Here is a 13,119-nt window from a genome sequence, read left to right on the forward strand (position 1 = left end):
CGTCGAAATCCATTCGGACGCCGTGATACTTCGTATACCTGTACAGCGTCGCACCGTTATATATAATCCTACACAACGCGACGCACCATCACGGCGCCGATTGCGCTGCGAACTCACTGCTGTCTTGCAGCGATTGCGCGGCAATTTCGCAGCGCCCCGGTGACGCCACCGTTGCAATTTCGCAACTGCCATTGCAACGCGATCGCACGGATTTCGCACGACTTCGCAAGACCATCAAGCCACTACATGCTGGAGACCACCCTGTGAAAGCTGTCGTTACTGCTACGCCCAACAAGTCCCAAGCCACCCACTCGCGCGTGACGCTGCGCCGCGTACTGGGCGCCGCCGCCCTCGGCGCGAGCCTGCTGTTCGCCGGTCAGGCGGCCGCCCAGCAAGTGTTTGCCGCGGCCAGCATGAAAGACGCGCTCGACGATCTGTCCGCTGCCTACACCAAGGAAACCGGCAAGAAGCCGGTGCTCGTGTACGGCGCCAGCTCCACGCTCGCGCGTCAGATCGAAAAGGGCGCACCGGCCGACCTCTTCATCTCGGCCGACCAAGACTGGATGGACTACGCGCAGAAGCATGACCTGATCGACACGGCATCGCGTCGCAACCTGCTGGGCAACGAACTCGTACTGATCGCCCCGACGACCACGTCGGGCGACATCGATCTGAAGCCGGGCGTCGACCTCGACGGCAAGCTGGGCAACGGCAAGCTCGCCATGGGCGATCCGGCCCACGTGCCCGCAGGCCTCTATGGCAAGGCGGCACTCGAAAAACTCGGTGTCTGGTCGAAGGTGCAAGGCAAGGTCGCCGCTGCCGACAACGTGCGTAACGCGCTGTTGCTGGTGGCTCGCGGCGAAGCGCCGTACGGCATCGTCTACAAGACGGATGCGAACGCCGAGAAGCGCGTGCGTATCGCCGGCACGTTCCCCGCCGACAGCCACGCCCCGATCGTCTATCCGGTCGCTGTGACCAAGCAGGCCGATCGCGCTGCCGCCGATCCGTTCTACAAGTTCATCACGACGCCGGCCGCCCTCGCGACCTTCCAGCGCTACGGCTTCACGCGTCCGTAATTCGTATCCGTAGTTCGCATCCTTAATTCGCATTCATAAGCTGCACCTGTAAGAATGACGAACCCAGACCGGGACTGTCCTCGACAGCCCCGGTTTTGCCATGTGCGCCGGCCACCGCGCGCAGGCCCCAATTCACGCGGATCCTTTCAAGGTGTTCTCGCCGTATGTCCATGAGTCTTACCCCGGAAGAATGGGGCATCGTCGAACTCAGTTTGCGCGTTGGCCTATGGGGCACGCTGTGCAGCCTGCCCTTTGCCTACGCAGCGGCTTGGTTGCTCGCCCGCCGGAATTTCCCCGGCAAGGCGCTGCTCGATGCCATCCTCCACTTGCCGCTCGTGCTGCCGCCCGTGGTCGTGGGTTTCGCACTGCTCGTGTTGTTCGGCGCACAAGGCGCCATCGGCAAACTGTTGCGCGAGTGGTTCAACCTCACGTTCGCGTTTCGCTGGACGGGTGCCGCACTCGCGGCCGGGGTGATGGGGTTTCCATTGCTCGTGCGCGCCATCCGGCAGGCGCTCGAAGCGTCTGACACCAAACTCGAACAAGCGGCGCAAACGCTCGGTGCCGGCCCGTGGCTGACGTTCCTGACGGTCACGCTGCCGCTCACGGCCACGGGCGCGTTGCACGGCTTCGTACTCGCGTTCGCGCGAGCGCTGGGCGAGTTCGGCGCGACCATCACCTTCGTCTCGAATATTCCCGGGCAGACACAGACGCTGCCGCTGGCGATCTACACGGCAACGCAGGTGCCCGACGGCGACGCGATGGTCTGGCGCCTATGCGCCATTTCTGTCGTGCTGGCTGTCGCCACGCTCATCTTCTCTGAAGTGCTGATTCGCTTCGGTAATCGCAAGGCGCTTGGTTATGACGGTTGAAGTTCGCCTCCAACATCGCTTCGGTGCGTTCCAACTCGACGCCGAATTCGCTGCCGGCATGGGCGTCACGGCGCTGTTCGGGCCGTCCGGCAGTGGCAAGAGCACGGTCGTCAATGCCGTCTCCGGTCTGCTGAAGCCCGAAGCCGGGCGCATCGTCGTCGGTGACGACGTGCTCTTCGACAGCGCCGCCGGTATCGCACTGCCGACGTGGCGGCGCCGCATCGGCTACGTGTTTCAGGACGCGCGTCTGCTGCCGCACCTCACCGTGCGTCAGAACCTGCTGTTCGGCCGCTGGCTGCGACGTCGCGACGTGAGCGCGGCAGGCACCGGCGCGATTGCGCTCGACCACGTCGTCGAAGTGCTCAATCTCGGCCATCTGCTCAGCCGTCGTCCCGGTGCCCTGTCGGGCGGCGAAAAGCAACGCGTGGGTATCGGCCGTGCGCTGTTGTCGTGCCCGCGTTTGTTGCTCATGGACGAGCCGCTCGCCTCGCTCGACCACTCGCGACGCATGGAAGTGCTCGACTACCTGAACCGCATCCGGCACGAACTGAAGTTGCCTGTGCTTTACGTCACGCACTCGCTTGACGAAGTGATGCGTCTGGCCGATCAGGTAGTGTTGTTCCGTGAAGGCCGCACGATCTCGCAAGGCAATCCCGCAGATGTGCTGAACCTGCATCGCGATGCGCTCGACGGCGCCGCCGAAGCGCCGGGAACCGTGCTGGAAACCAAGGTCGTCGCGCACGACGCCGCATACGGGCTGACCGAGCTTGCGGTGAATGGCAGCGACACGATTCGCCTGCGCGTGCCGCGTGTAAGCGGTGAAGCAGGCGACGTCTGCCGGATTCTGGTGCGTGCACGCGACGTTGCCGTTGCCGTTGCCACGGAACCACCGACGCAAACCAGCGTGTTGAACGTGTTGCCGGCCCGCGTCAGCGCGCTGCGCGATCTGGGCGATTCGGTGGAAGTGCAAGCCATGCTGCCCGACGGCACGCCGATGCATGCGCGCATCACGCGTTTCTCCGCCGATCAACTGCAACTCGCGCCGGCGCGCGAGGTGTATCTGCTGATCAAGTCGGTCGCCCTCACGCGCTGACAAAGCGTCAACAAGAAAGCGCCAACACACCGGGCGTCACGGCAGAACTTCACCGTGCCGCCCGGTGACATCTCACTGCCCCTGCGGCTTGCTCATCGCGTCGCCCTTGCCCATGGCATCGCCCTTGGACATAGCGCCACCCTTGCTCATCGCATCGCCCTTGCCCATCGCATCGCCCTTGCCCATCGCATCACCCTTGGACATGGCGCCGCCCTTGCTCATCGCGTCACCCTTGCCCATGGCATCGTGCTTGGACATTGCGCCGCCCTTGGACATGCCGTCCTTGGACATCGAACCGCTCTTGTCCATTTGCTGACCCATCGCATCGCCCTTGCTCATGGCGTCCTGCGCAAACGCCGCGCCGGTGCCGAGTGCAAGGCCCATCGTCATCACTGCCAGATATCGCATTTTCATTGTCGTTGCTCCATGAATTGAGTGAGAAAAATCAACTGCCACCAAACCAGTTGTAGCCCTGGTCTTCCCAGTACCCGCCCGGGTACGTATTCGTGACGAAAATCGCGCGGATATGTTTGGGATTCTTGTAGCCAAGCTTCGTCGGGATACGCAGCTTCATCGGAAAGCCGTACTCCCTCGGCAGCGTCTGGCCGTCGTACGTCAGCGCGAGCAGCGTCTGCGGATGCAGTGCCGTCGGCATGTCGATGCTCGTGTAGTAATCGTCGGCGCACTTGAAGCCGACGTAGCGGGCCGTGGTGTCGGCGCCGATGCGTTTGAGAAAGTCGGAAAACGTCACGCCGCCCCAGCGCCCGATCGCACTCCACCCTTCCACGCACACATGGCGCGTGATCTGCTCGGCGGCACGTGCCTGCGCAAACGTGCGCAGCGTGTCGAGGTTCCACGCCGCCTTGTCGGCGATCAGGCCCGACAACTCCAGTTGATAGTCGGCCGCGTCGACCACCGGGGCCTCGTCCATCGAATAGAACGCGTTGAACGGAAACGGCCGCGTCATCTGCGACGCCGAAAAGGTCGGCGCCAGCACGTCTGAGCGAAACAGCGCCGCCTGCACCCGATCGTTCCAGCGCGACATCGTGTCGAGCGCCGATTCGACACCAGCGTTGTCGTCGAGCGAGCAACCCGAGAGCAGCGCCACCCCACCCAGCGACAACGTGCGGGAAAGAAACGCACGGCGCGACGGCTCCGTCACCCGGCGCGTCACCAGCGTGCGCGCTTCCTTGAGAATCGCGTCGCCGTCGCGCACGATCAGCGAGGTCTTGTCGTCGTTACGTTTGAAGAAAGCCATGGCAGTGCCTCGTCCTGAGCCTGTGTGTTCGCTTGTGAGATCGCTGGAGATCGCTGGAGACCGCGTGATATCGAGTACGCCCGGACGCTCAGCGTCCGGTAATCATCGTGCGCAACGTGCGGGGCACGAGCGCCACCATGACCACGTGCACCACGATGAAGGCCACCAACCCTGACATCGCCAGAAAGTGCACCCAGCGCGCCCCCTGAAACCCGCCGAACAGGTCGCACAGCCAGCCGAGTTGCACGGGTTTCCAGATGGCGAGTCCCGACGCGATGAGCAACATCAGATCGAGCACGGCGAACAGATACGCGGCGCGCTGCACATAGTTGTAGTGACGCGGATCGGCATGCGCGAGACGGCCGCGCAACGCGGCAAACGCGTCGTGCAGGATGCCTTTGACGGACAGCGGGAAGAACCGGCGCGCCATGCGCCCGCTCGCCAGATTCAGCAGCAGGTAGACGAGGCCGTTGGCGGCGAGCAGCCACATCGCCGCGAAATGCCAGCGCAGTGCGCCACCGAGCCAGCCGCCAAGCGTAATGCCGTTGGCGAAGCGGAAGTCGAACAGCGGGGAGGCGTTATAGATGCGCCAGCCGCTCGTAATCATCACGAGCACGGCCAGTACGTTGATCCAATGGGTGACGCGCAACCAGCCCGGCTGAACTACCGGCGAGGCGCCGGGGGCCGGGGGTGGCGAGGGAGCCCGCTCAGCGTGCGCGGCGGGCTCGTGTGCAGCAGAAGGTTTCGTGGCGGCTTGCATGACGTCTCCATCGCTTGTTTTTGGCGTCGATGGAGACAGTGTCGTGCGCTTTCAGTCACAAAGTCCTGTCGAAAAGATAATCATTTTGTGAGATTTGGTCAGGACTCGTGGAATTACGGGATTACGCGTCGTCGGGGTCCTGTACCGGGCGGCCTTTCAGATAGGCGTCGAAGGTGGGTACATGGGCGTCGAGCAGGGAGCGGATCTCCCGGACGAGGGTGTCGTAGTGCGCGGTCAGGTTCTGGGCGAACGGCGTGAGTTGGGCGCCGCCGCCCGACACGCCGCCGATGTGGCGGGTCACCAGCGGCTCGCGAAATTCGTGATTCATCGCTTCCACCAGCAACCACGCCCGCCGGTACGACATGCCCATGCCACGGGCGGCGGCAGAAATCGAGCCCGTCTCGTCGATGGCGCGCAACAGCGTCAGGCGCCCGGGGCCGAACACGGGGGCGTCGCCGTCGCGAATGCGCACGCGCACGTCGTAACCGGCCACGCCGGGCTGTGCTGGCGTCTTAGGCACCGCTTGCGGGGCGTCAGCCGCACCGGCCGCGCCGGTCTTTCCCGAACGGCGCTCAGCTGGCATGGTTCCCCCACATCACAATGAGAATCAGAATGACGATGGCGACCGCCCACGGCCACCAGCGTGACAACGGGCTGCGCGCCGGTGTCCCTTCACGCGTCGCTGCGCCAGCGGCCATCGCTGCGGCCACCTCGCCATCGGCCGCCACGGGTTCGCCCACGGCGTGGTGCGGTGCGACGACCGCAATGAAGCGTCGCAGGAATTCGTCGGCAAGACGGCGCGCCGCGTCGTCGACCAGCGCGTTTTCTACGTGCGCCAGTTCGCCACCGATCTGGGCGTTCACGTCGTAAGTCAGTACGGTGTTCATCGGTCCTTGCGGTTCAAGCGTGATAGCGGCCGTGCCGCGTCCGAACCCGGCGGACGGGCCCAGACCGTCGAAATGGAGGGTGTACGAGGTGGGTGCGATCACGTCGGTGAGGGTGATGCGCCCGGTGAAGCGCCCTTTGACCGGCCCCGCCGACGCGGCCATCACGATCGACCAGGTGGTGTCGTCGAGGCGATCGATCGATTCACACCCGGGAATGCACTGGCGCAATACGCCGGGATCGTTCAGCGCGATCCATGCGACGTCTCGCGCCATCGGCAATTGCCGGCGGTTCTGAAGTTCCATTGCCCTTTCCCCTTTGCCGTCAGGCCATACGGAATATGGAATACGGAATCGTCTCGAACATCGAGGCATTGTGACACGAGTTACCGCCATGGGAGTCCACTGCCGAATATCCGCTCGAATACAGCGCAAGGCAAGCTGGGCGCGGGCGCGATATACTCGCCGAATCACATCGAGCGGTATCTCTTCGGCAACAGCCGGTCCCTCGGCTGCCTGCATTGGCACTTGCCTCCGCGCTTCGCGAACAAGTGTCGGGAATGCGCTGGCATTGCCGTGTGACCGCGTCTTCGGTGCCGTGGCCCATCCGGGCTGCCGCTCGCGTAATGGCGAAGGAACCGTGCAATGGACAGTGTCGATCTGGAAGTGCTGAAGTCCGCCGTACAGTGGACCCGCGCGGGCTTTTTCGTCACGCTGGGCACTGTCGTGCGTACGTGGGGCTCGGCTCCGCGCCCCGTGGGCTCGATGCTCGCAATTCGTGAAGACGGCCATCTGGTCGGCTCCGTCTCCGGCGGCTGCGTCGAAGACGATCTCATCGCGCGCATCCGCGCGGGTGACTGGCCGCAAGACCGGCCGCAACTCACGAGTTATGGCGTGACGGCCGAAGAAGCCCATCGTTTTGGCTTGCCGTGCGGCGGCACGCTGCAACTGGTGCTCGAGCCGGTGCGCGAATCGTCGCGCATTCCCGATCTGCTCGACGCCATCTCGCAATTCCGCCTCGTCGTGCGCGAGCTCGACATGACCAACGGCGCCGTGCAGATTGCACCGGGCCATCGCACGCCGTCGGTCGAATTCGACGGCGGGCGTCTGATCACGTCGCACGGCCCGCGCCACCGGCTGGTGGTCATCGGCGCCGGGCAGTTGTCGAAGTACGTGGCGAGCATGGCCAACGCGCTCGACTATCACGTGATCGTCTGCGACCCCCGCACCGAGTATGCGGACGAATGGCAGGTGCCGGGCACCGAACTCTCGCGCGAGATGCCCGACGATCTGATCGTGCGACTGCAACTCGACTCGCACAGTGCCGTGCTCACGCTCACGCACGATCCGAAGCTCGACGACATGGCGTTGCTCGAAGCGCTCAAGTCGCCCGCGTTCTACATCGGGGCAATCGGCTCACGCGTGAATAACGCGCGACGCCGCGAGCGGCTGTCGTTGTTCGATCTGAGTCAGGAAGAAATCGAGCGGCTGCATGGCCCGGTCGGCATGCATCTCGGCGCGCGCACGCCCGCTGAAATTGCCGTGGCAATTCTCGCCGAGATGACCGCCATCAAGAACGGCATCACGGTGACGCAGACGTTCGCGGTGCGCTCGCCGGACGATCTGGATAATTCCTCGCCCGCCTCGGAATGCCGTACAGCGGCGTGAAATCCGAATCGGCACGCCGCGCGCAGGCATAAAAAAAGCGCCGCCTTTCGGCGGCGCAACTCGCTCACTCGTTGCTACGGGTACTGCCTACTACCTGGGTTACTCCCTCATCCGTGGCTGCGGATCGATCGGCACATCAATCGTGCGGCCACAAGAATGTTGCCGTGGCATGCCCCTTGGCGGGCACCTTCACTTCCCGCGTCATGGGCTTGCCGTTGTAAGTCGCCTTCACGGTGTAGTCGCCGGCCGGCAGTTTCACCAGCATGAACGGCCCGCGTGAATGCGCATCGAGCACCGTCTCGCCGCCGCGCATGATCTGCACCTGCGCATCGGCCACATACTCGTTCGCGCCGTCGCCGCGCGCCGCCATCTCGATCGACAGCGGCCAGCCGCCCGCCGAGCGCTTGAACGCGCCGGATTCGTCGCTATCGATGCCCCCGGAGACATACGTCACGTTGCCCTGATGCATCTCCTGCGGCAGATTGCCGCCCTGTGCGTGTGCCAGTCCGATACCGCCGAGACTGCCTGCCAGCACAGCGGCCGTGGCACCTGCCACTGACCAGCGTTGCCATTGTTGCCACATGTTCGACCTCCCGTTTCATGACTTCACGATGCCGGATCGTGCCGGTACGGCGGCGGTATCTCTGCGATGACACCGCAGCCGCGCCGGCACACAAGGTAGTGCGTGGCATCCCGCGAGTGCCGCCCTCGGCGGCGCGTCTTCAACTGCGTGACTCGCCTTAGCCGAGATCGACCGGGATGAAAATCTGTTGCCCGTCGCGCTGCACAAGCAACGCGACATTATTGCCCGCCTTCTTGAGCTTGTCGCTCAGTTGCGAGGCGCTTGTCACCGGCGTGCCGTTGAGCGACAGAATGATGTCGCCCGCCTGTACACCGGCCTGCTCTGCCGGGCCGCCAGCACGGGCGACGAGCAAACCGTTCGTCACCTGCGCCGCACGCTTTTCGTCCGGCGACAGTTCGCGCACCGCGAGCCCCAACCGGCCGTGCGTGGCCGAATCGTCGGCACTTGCCACGTCCTTCTTCTCGTTGAGCGCCGCCACCTTCACCGACACCGTTTGCTGCGCGCCGTTACGCCACACCGTCAGCGTCGCGGTTTGCCCCGGACGCATATCGGCGATCTTCTCGGGCAGTTGCACCGAGTCGTTGATGGTCGCGCCGTTCACCGCGAGAATCACGTCGCCCGCCTTGAGATCGGACTTCGCCGCAGGGCCGTTCTTGTCGATCGACGACACGAGTGCCCCGGTCGGCTTGGGCAAACCAAACGACTTCGCCAGCGATTGATTCACTTCCTGAATCGTCACGCCGATGCGCCCACGACTCACCTTGCCGTACTGCTGAAGCTGCGACTTGACCTTCATCGCCATGTCGATCGGAATCGCGAACGACAGCCCTTGGAAGCCGCCGGTACGCGAGTAGATCATCGAGTTGATACCGATGACCTCACCGTTCAGGTTGAACAGCGGTCCGCCCGAGTTGCCCGGGTTGACCGGCACATCCGTCTGAATGAACGGCGTGTAATTCTCGTCGGGCAACGCACGCGCTTTCGCCGATACGATGCCCGCCGTCACGGTGTTGTCGAAACCGTAGGGCGAGCCGATGGCCACCACCCATTCACCCGCTTTCGACTTCGACGGATCGCCAATCTTTACCGTCGGCAGATCGGTCGCGGCAATCTTGAGCAACGCCACGTCGCTCGCCTTGTCGCTGCCCACGACCTTCGCCTTGTACTCGCGCTTGTCGGTCAGTTTCACCGTCACCTGACTCGCGTCGTCAACGACGTGCGCGTTGGTCAGGATGTAGCCGTCCGGGCTCACGATAAAGCCCGAGCCAAGGCTGCGCGTCGGTCCGCTGTCGGCGCTGCTGCCGCCATCGTCACCCCCATCGCCGCCGTCGTTACCCGGTGCGCCGTAGAAGTGGCGGAAGAACTGGAACAGCGGATCGTTCTGATCCATGCCCGGCGGCATCGGCATCGTCGAAGCGCCACGGCCCGCCGAAGGTTTCCCATCGTGCGTCACACTGATGTTGACTACGGCCGGTCCGTATTGTTCCGCGAGTTGCGAGAAGTCCGGCACCAGCATGCGCGGCGCGGTATTCGACGTATTGACGGCGCCCGGTGCCGAGGCGGCGGCCGGCAACGCCGCGCTGGCGTCGGAGACCACGTCCGAGGCGAGCGGGGCCTGCCAGTGTTGACGACCCGCGACATAGCCGCCCGTCAATGCGACGAGCACGGCGCCAGCAACCAACGTACGAGTGAGCTTCGAAGTCCGCATGAGTCTCTCCTTCCAGACGACCACGTTTGACATGACTGTGATCCTAGAGAGGCTCCCTTAAGAGAACCTTAAGACGCGAAAACGCGAGGACGCGACAACGAGAGATCGTAGAAGCGGAAATCCAAAGCGCGTCGATGCGACATCCGTTCGGATGAGGGTGTCACGCATCGAGTGCAGGAGGATGGGATTTTGATTGCTATGCGTAACGCTTTCAGGCGTTTGATAGCGGGGCTCGCGTGGTTCGGCTTGCGTGTGGTGTGCCCCGCTGGCTACGGTGGCAAGGTGGTGCGATTTCGCGCCGCATGAGCTTCACATTCCACCGCTCCACCACTCTCGCATTCAGGAGGCATCACGATGCAAATCACCGATTCGATGTTGGCTCGCGCCACGCGCACCATCGGCACCGCAGGCTTCGTGCTCGGCATGGCGCTGGCGTTCTCCGCGCAGGCCGCCCCGGGCAGCAGTAACGGCAAGGGCACACAAGGCCCCGCCGATTCGACGCAAGCGCAGGGGATGCAAGGGATGCAGGGCACGCAGCAGGCCCAAGGCAACTGCTCCCGCGAGATGCCGGCGGACAATGCCATCGTGGGCAAGTCGCTGACCGAAGCCAAGTCGCTGCTGCAAGGCTGTCCGTGGCGCATCGGCGAGCAGGACGGCAAGGCTATGCCGCTCACGCGCGATCATCGCCCCGAGCGTCGCACCCTCACCATTGAAAACGACAAGGTCACGAACGTGACGCGTGGGTGAGGTCCGACAGCGCGGCGCGATTTTGCGCCGCGCATTTTCGACACATCAAAGCGCGGGCGGCACACCGGCCGTCGACGCGTCGAAACTCACGCGCACACGCAGTCCATGGCCGCTGCGCGCATCGAGCAACTCGACCCGTGCACCATGCGCCTGCGCGATATTGCGCACGATCGCCAGCCCAAGGCCACTCCCTTCGGCACGCGCATCGCCGGTCTTTGCCGGTTCGCCATCGCCGCCCCGGAAGAATCGATCGAACACGCGCTCGCGCTCGGCCGGCGCAATGCCCGGGCCAGTGTCCTCGATCTCTACGGTCACCGGACCAGCGCTCACGAGCCGCACATCGATTCGCCCACCCTGCGGCGTGTATTTCAGTGCGTTATCCACGAGATTGCCGAAGAGCGTCTGTAATGCATGAGCGTCGCCATGCACGCGTGCACGCGCGGTCATGTCGTCAGGCGCATCCAGTCCCAGATCGATACCGCGCGCTACCGCGAGCGCCGCGTGATGCGCCACCACATCTTGCAGCAACGGCGTGAGCGGCAACTCGGTGAACGCACTCGCCGCGCGTGCGGCATCGGGCTCCTGACGCGCCAACGTCAGCAACTGCCCCACGAGATGCGACGCGCGACGTACGCCATCGCGCAGATCGCGCATCGCTTCGGCGCGCTCCCCATCGGTATGCGCCCGCTCCAATAACTGCACCTGTAATTGCAACGCGGCCAGTGGCGTACGCAGTTCATGGGCAGCATCGGCGACGAAAGCCTTCTGCTGCACGAGCGCTTCGTCGAGTCTCCCGAGCAAGCTGTTGAGCGCGCGCACGAGCGGGCGCACCTCGTCCGGCAGCCCGGCCTCGGGCAACTCGGAAAGCGCCCCCGGCGCGCGGGCATCGAGTGCGCGCGTCACACGACGCAACGGTTGCAGCCCCCGGCCAACGACGATCCACACGAGCAGCGCGAGAATCGGCATCGCGATGACCAGCGGAAACAGCGTGCGCAGCGCCATCGACACCGCGAGCGAATCGCGAATCACCATCGGTTGCGCCAGTTGCACGACGTTGTCGCCCACGAGCGCTGCATACACGCGCCAGTCGCCTTCAGGTGTCTGTACCGTCGTGAACCCCAGTTCGGCGCGCGGCGGCAACGGCGTGCGCGGATGCGAGTAATACAGCTCGACGCCGTTTCGGCTCCAGATCTGGATCACCAGGCCGCCCGCGTCGCTATGGTCGCCCGGCACGCTGGAAAAAGGCTCGGCAGGCAGCGACAACGCCATCTGCTGCAATTGGAAATCGAACAGCGCGTTGGCTTCGGTACGCGCCTGACGGAAGATGGCGATGCCCGCGAGCAACAGCGCCGCGACCAGCGTGAGCAGCAAGCCGACGAGCAGACGGCGACGGATCGAGCGCATCACTCGGCCTCCGGCGCCACTGCGCCACCTGAGGTACCCGACGCAGCCTGCGTGCCCTGCGCCCCCGGTGACGGCATCATGTATCCGACGCCCCGTACGGTACGGATGGCATCAGCACCGAGCTTCTTGCGCAGCCCGTGAATATGCACCTCGACGGTGTTACTCGCAATTTCCTCGCCCCAGCCGTAAATGCGCTCTTCGAGTTGCGATTTGGACAGCACCGCCCCGGGCCGGTTGAGCAACGCTTCGAGCACCGCATATTCGCGCGCGGACAGCGTCACCGGCGTGCCGTCGCAACTCACTTGCCGTGTGGCCGGATCGAGCACGATGCCGCCGTGCCGCAGCAACGGTTCGCTGCGTCCGGCCTGCCGCCGTACCAGCGCCCGCAAACGCGCCGCCAGTTCGTCCAGATCGAACGGTTTGACGAGATAGTCGTCGGCACCGGCATCGAGCCCCTTGACGCGATCGGCCACCGCATCGCGTGCGGTGGCGATGATGACCGGCAGTGTTTGGCCACGTGCTCGTAACGTACGTAACACGTCGATACCGTCGCGGCGCGGCAACCCGAGGTCGAGCAGCAGCGCGTCGTACGACTCGAGCGACAAGGCGTCGAGTGCGCGCTGACCGTCGTCGACGTGATCGACCGTCCAGCCATCCTGCCGCAGGCCTTTCGTCACTGCCGCAGCGATCATCGCGTCGTCTTCTACCAATAGAATTCGCATGTATTTGGCCCCCAACGGCGCGACATCGTCACGCGGTAGTCCGCGTTGCCGTGCGCAATTGCGACGTCACCCGCGCCATCCGCGATGTTGCCTCTGAGTGACATTCCGTCGATTTTCGACCCATTGTAGCGACAGTTCGTTGCATGCCCGACTTACAATGGCGGACATTGTGCGGTGCGCGTCAAAACACTCGCCACCGCACGCCGAACACACGACCGCTTCGCCCGCAGCCCACCGCACGCCCCCGCACCCGCCAAGGTGCCCGTACGGTTTCGCTGCGCGTAACACTGGAGAACACCGCCCGCCATGCGCGTCTTCCGCCGCTCCCGCCACACGCTCTTGTCCGC

At 64.4% G+C, this 13,119-nt stretch carries 14 protein-coding genes; 5 read left to right on the plus strand and 9 right to left on the minus strand.

Annotation, left to right across the window (positions count from 1 at the left end; genetic code table 11):
* Nucleotides 1–263: 263 nt before the first annotated feature.
* From modA to modC, 3 genes are all read left to right on the plus strand, one after another.
* Nucleotides 264–1,076, plus strand: a complete 813-nt coding sequence (gene modA, locus PIN31009_RS22060; protein WP_246185803.1) for a molybdate ABC transporter substrate-binding protein — start codon at nucleotides 264–266, stop codon at nucleotides 1,074–1,076.
* Nucleotides 1,077–1,240: 164 nt separating this feature from the next.
* The gene (modB, locus tag PIN31009_RS22065) at nucleotides 1,241–1,945 is read left to right on the plus strand and encodes a molybdate ABC transporter permease subunit (RefSeq protein ID WP_237172081.1); all 705 of its coding nucleotides are present in this window, start codon (nucleotides 1,241–1,243) and stop codon (nucleotides 1,943–1,945) included.
* Nucleotides 1,935–3,038: a molybdenum ABC transporter ATP-binding protein gene (gene modC / locus PIN31009_RS22070; RefSeq protein ID WP_150791586.1), complete on the plus strand. Its 1,104-nt coding sequence runs from the start codon at nucleotides 1,935–1,937 to the stop codon at nucleotides 3,036–3,038. The genes modB and modC overlap by 11 nt, the downstream gene beginning before the upstream one ends.
* Nucleotides 3,039–3,110: 72 nt before the next feature.
* Here modC and PIN31009_RS22075 read toward each other — a convergent pair whose 3' ends face one another.
* The 5 genes from PIN31009_RS22075 to PIN31009_RS22095 all read right to left on the minus strand — a co-directional run bounded on the left by PIN31009_RS22075 (nucleotide 3,111) and on the right by PIN31009_RS22095 (nucleotide 6,246).
* Entirely contained in the window at nucleotides 3,111–3,452 is a 342-nt protein-coding gene (locus PIN31009_RS22075; protein ID WP_150791587.1) for a pentapeptide MXKDX repeat protein, read from the minus strand.
* Between the two features lie 31 nt (nucleotides 3,453–3,483).
* Nucleotides 3,484–4,296: a molybdopterin-dependent oxidoreductase gene (locus PIN31009_RS22080; protein ID WP_150684990.1), complete on the minus strand. Its 813-nt coding sequence runs from the start codon at nucleotides 4,294–4,296 to the stop codon at nucleotides 3,484–3,486.
* A gap of 88 nt (nucleotides 4,297–4,384) precedes the next feature.
* The gene (locus PIN31009_RS22085; RefSeq protein WP_150791588.1) at nucleotides 4,385–5,056 is read right to left on the minus strand and encodes a cytochrome b/b6 domain-containing protein; all 672 of its coding nucleotides are present in this window, start codon (nucleotides 5,054–5,056) and stop codon (nucleotides 4,385–4,387) included.
* Nucleotides 5,057–5,177: 121 nt separating this feature from the next.
* Entirely contained in the window at nucleotides 5,178–5,639 is a 462-nt protein-coding gene (locus PIN31009_RS22090; RefSeq protein ID WP_150684992.1) for a winged helix-turn-helix domain-containing protein, read from the minus strand.
* On the minus strand, nucleotides 5,629–6,246 hold the full coding sequence (locus PIN31009_RS22095) for an SRPBCC family protein (RefSeq protein WP_174997334.1): 618 nt from the start codon (nucleotides 6,244–6,246) through the stop codon (nucleotides 5,629–5,631). Before PIN31009_RS22095 ends, PIN31009_RS22090 begins: the two co-directional genes overlap by 11 nt.
* A gap of 339 nt (nucleotides 6,247–6,585) precedes the next feature.
* Here PIN31009_RS22095 and PIN31009_RS22100 point away from each other — a divergent pair, with 339 nt between their 5' ends.
* Nucleotides 6,586–7,608: an XdhC family protein gene (locus PIN31009_RS22100; RefSeq protein WP_150791590.1), complete on the plus strand. Its 1,023-nt coding sequence runs from the start codon at nucleotides 6,586–6,588 to the stop codon at nucleotides 7,606–7,608.
* A gap of 136 nt (nucleotides 7,609–7,744) precedes the next feature.
* Here PIN31009_RS22100 and PIN31009_RS22105 read toward each other — a convergent pair whose 3' ends face one another.
* Together PIN31009_RS22105 and PIN31009_RS22110 are read right to left on the minus strand one after the other, a co-directional pair.
* Nucleotides 7,745–8,191 carry a hypothetical protein gene (locus PIN31009_RS22105; protein ID WP_058377651.1) on the minus strand — a complete coding sequence of 149 codons (447 nt, stop codon included), beginning with the start codon at nucleotides 8,189–8,191 and terminating at the stop codon, nucleotides 7,745–7,747.
* A 157-nt stretch (nucleotides 8,192–8,348) separates the two neighbouring features.
* Entirely contained in the window at nucleotides 8,349–9,899 is a 1,551-nt protein-coding gene (locus PIN31009_RS22110) for a DegQ family serine endoprotease (protein ID WP_150791591.1), read from the minus strand.
* A 354-nt stretch (nucleotides 9,900–10,253) separates the two neighbouring features.
* On the opposite strand from PIN31009_RS22110, the gene PIN31009_RS22115 reads away from it, so the two are divergent.
* A complete protein-coding gene (locus tag PIN31009_RS22115) occupies nucleotides 10,254–10,646 on the plus strand; it encodes a hypothetical protein (RefSeq protein WP_150791592.1) in 393 nt (130 codons plus the stop codon).
* A 45-nt stretch (nucleotides 10,647–10,691) separates the two neighbouring features.
* On the opposite strand, the gene PIN31009_RS22120 is transcribed toward PIN31009_RS22115, so the two are convergent.
* Together PIN31009_RS22120 and PIN31009_RS22125 are read right to left on the minus strand one after the other, a co-directional pair.
* Nucleotides 10,692–12,050, minus strand: coding sequence for an ATP-binding protein (locus PIN31009_RS22120; protein WP_150791593.1), 1,359 nt, complete (start codon nucleotides 12,048–12,050; stop codon nucleotides 10,692–10,694).
* Entirely contained in the window at nucleotides 12,050–12,772 is a 723-nt protein-coding gene (locus tag PIN31009_RS22125) for a response regulator (protein ID WP_246185804.1), read from the minus strand. Before PIN31009_RS22125 ends, PIN31009_RS22120 begins: the two co-directional genes overlap by 1 nt.
* Nucleotides 12,773–13,119 lie beyond the last annotated feature (347 nt).

It is taken from the genome of Pandoraea iniqua, assembly GCF_902459685.1.
Classification (GTDB): Bacteria; Pseudomonadota; Gammaproteobacteria; order Burkholderiales; family Burkholderiaceae; genus Pandoraea; species Pandoraea iniqua.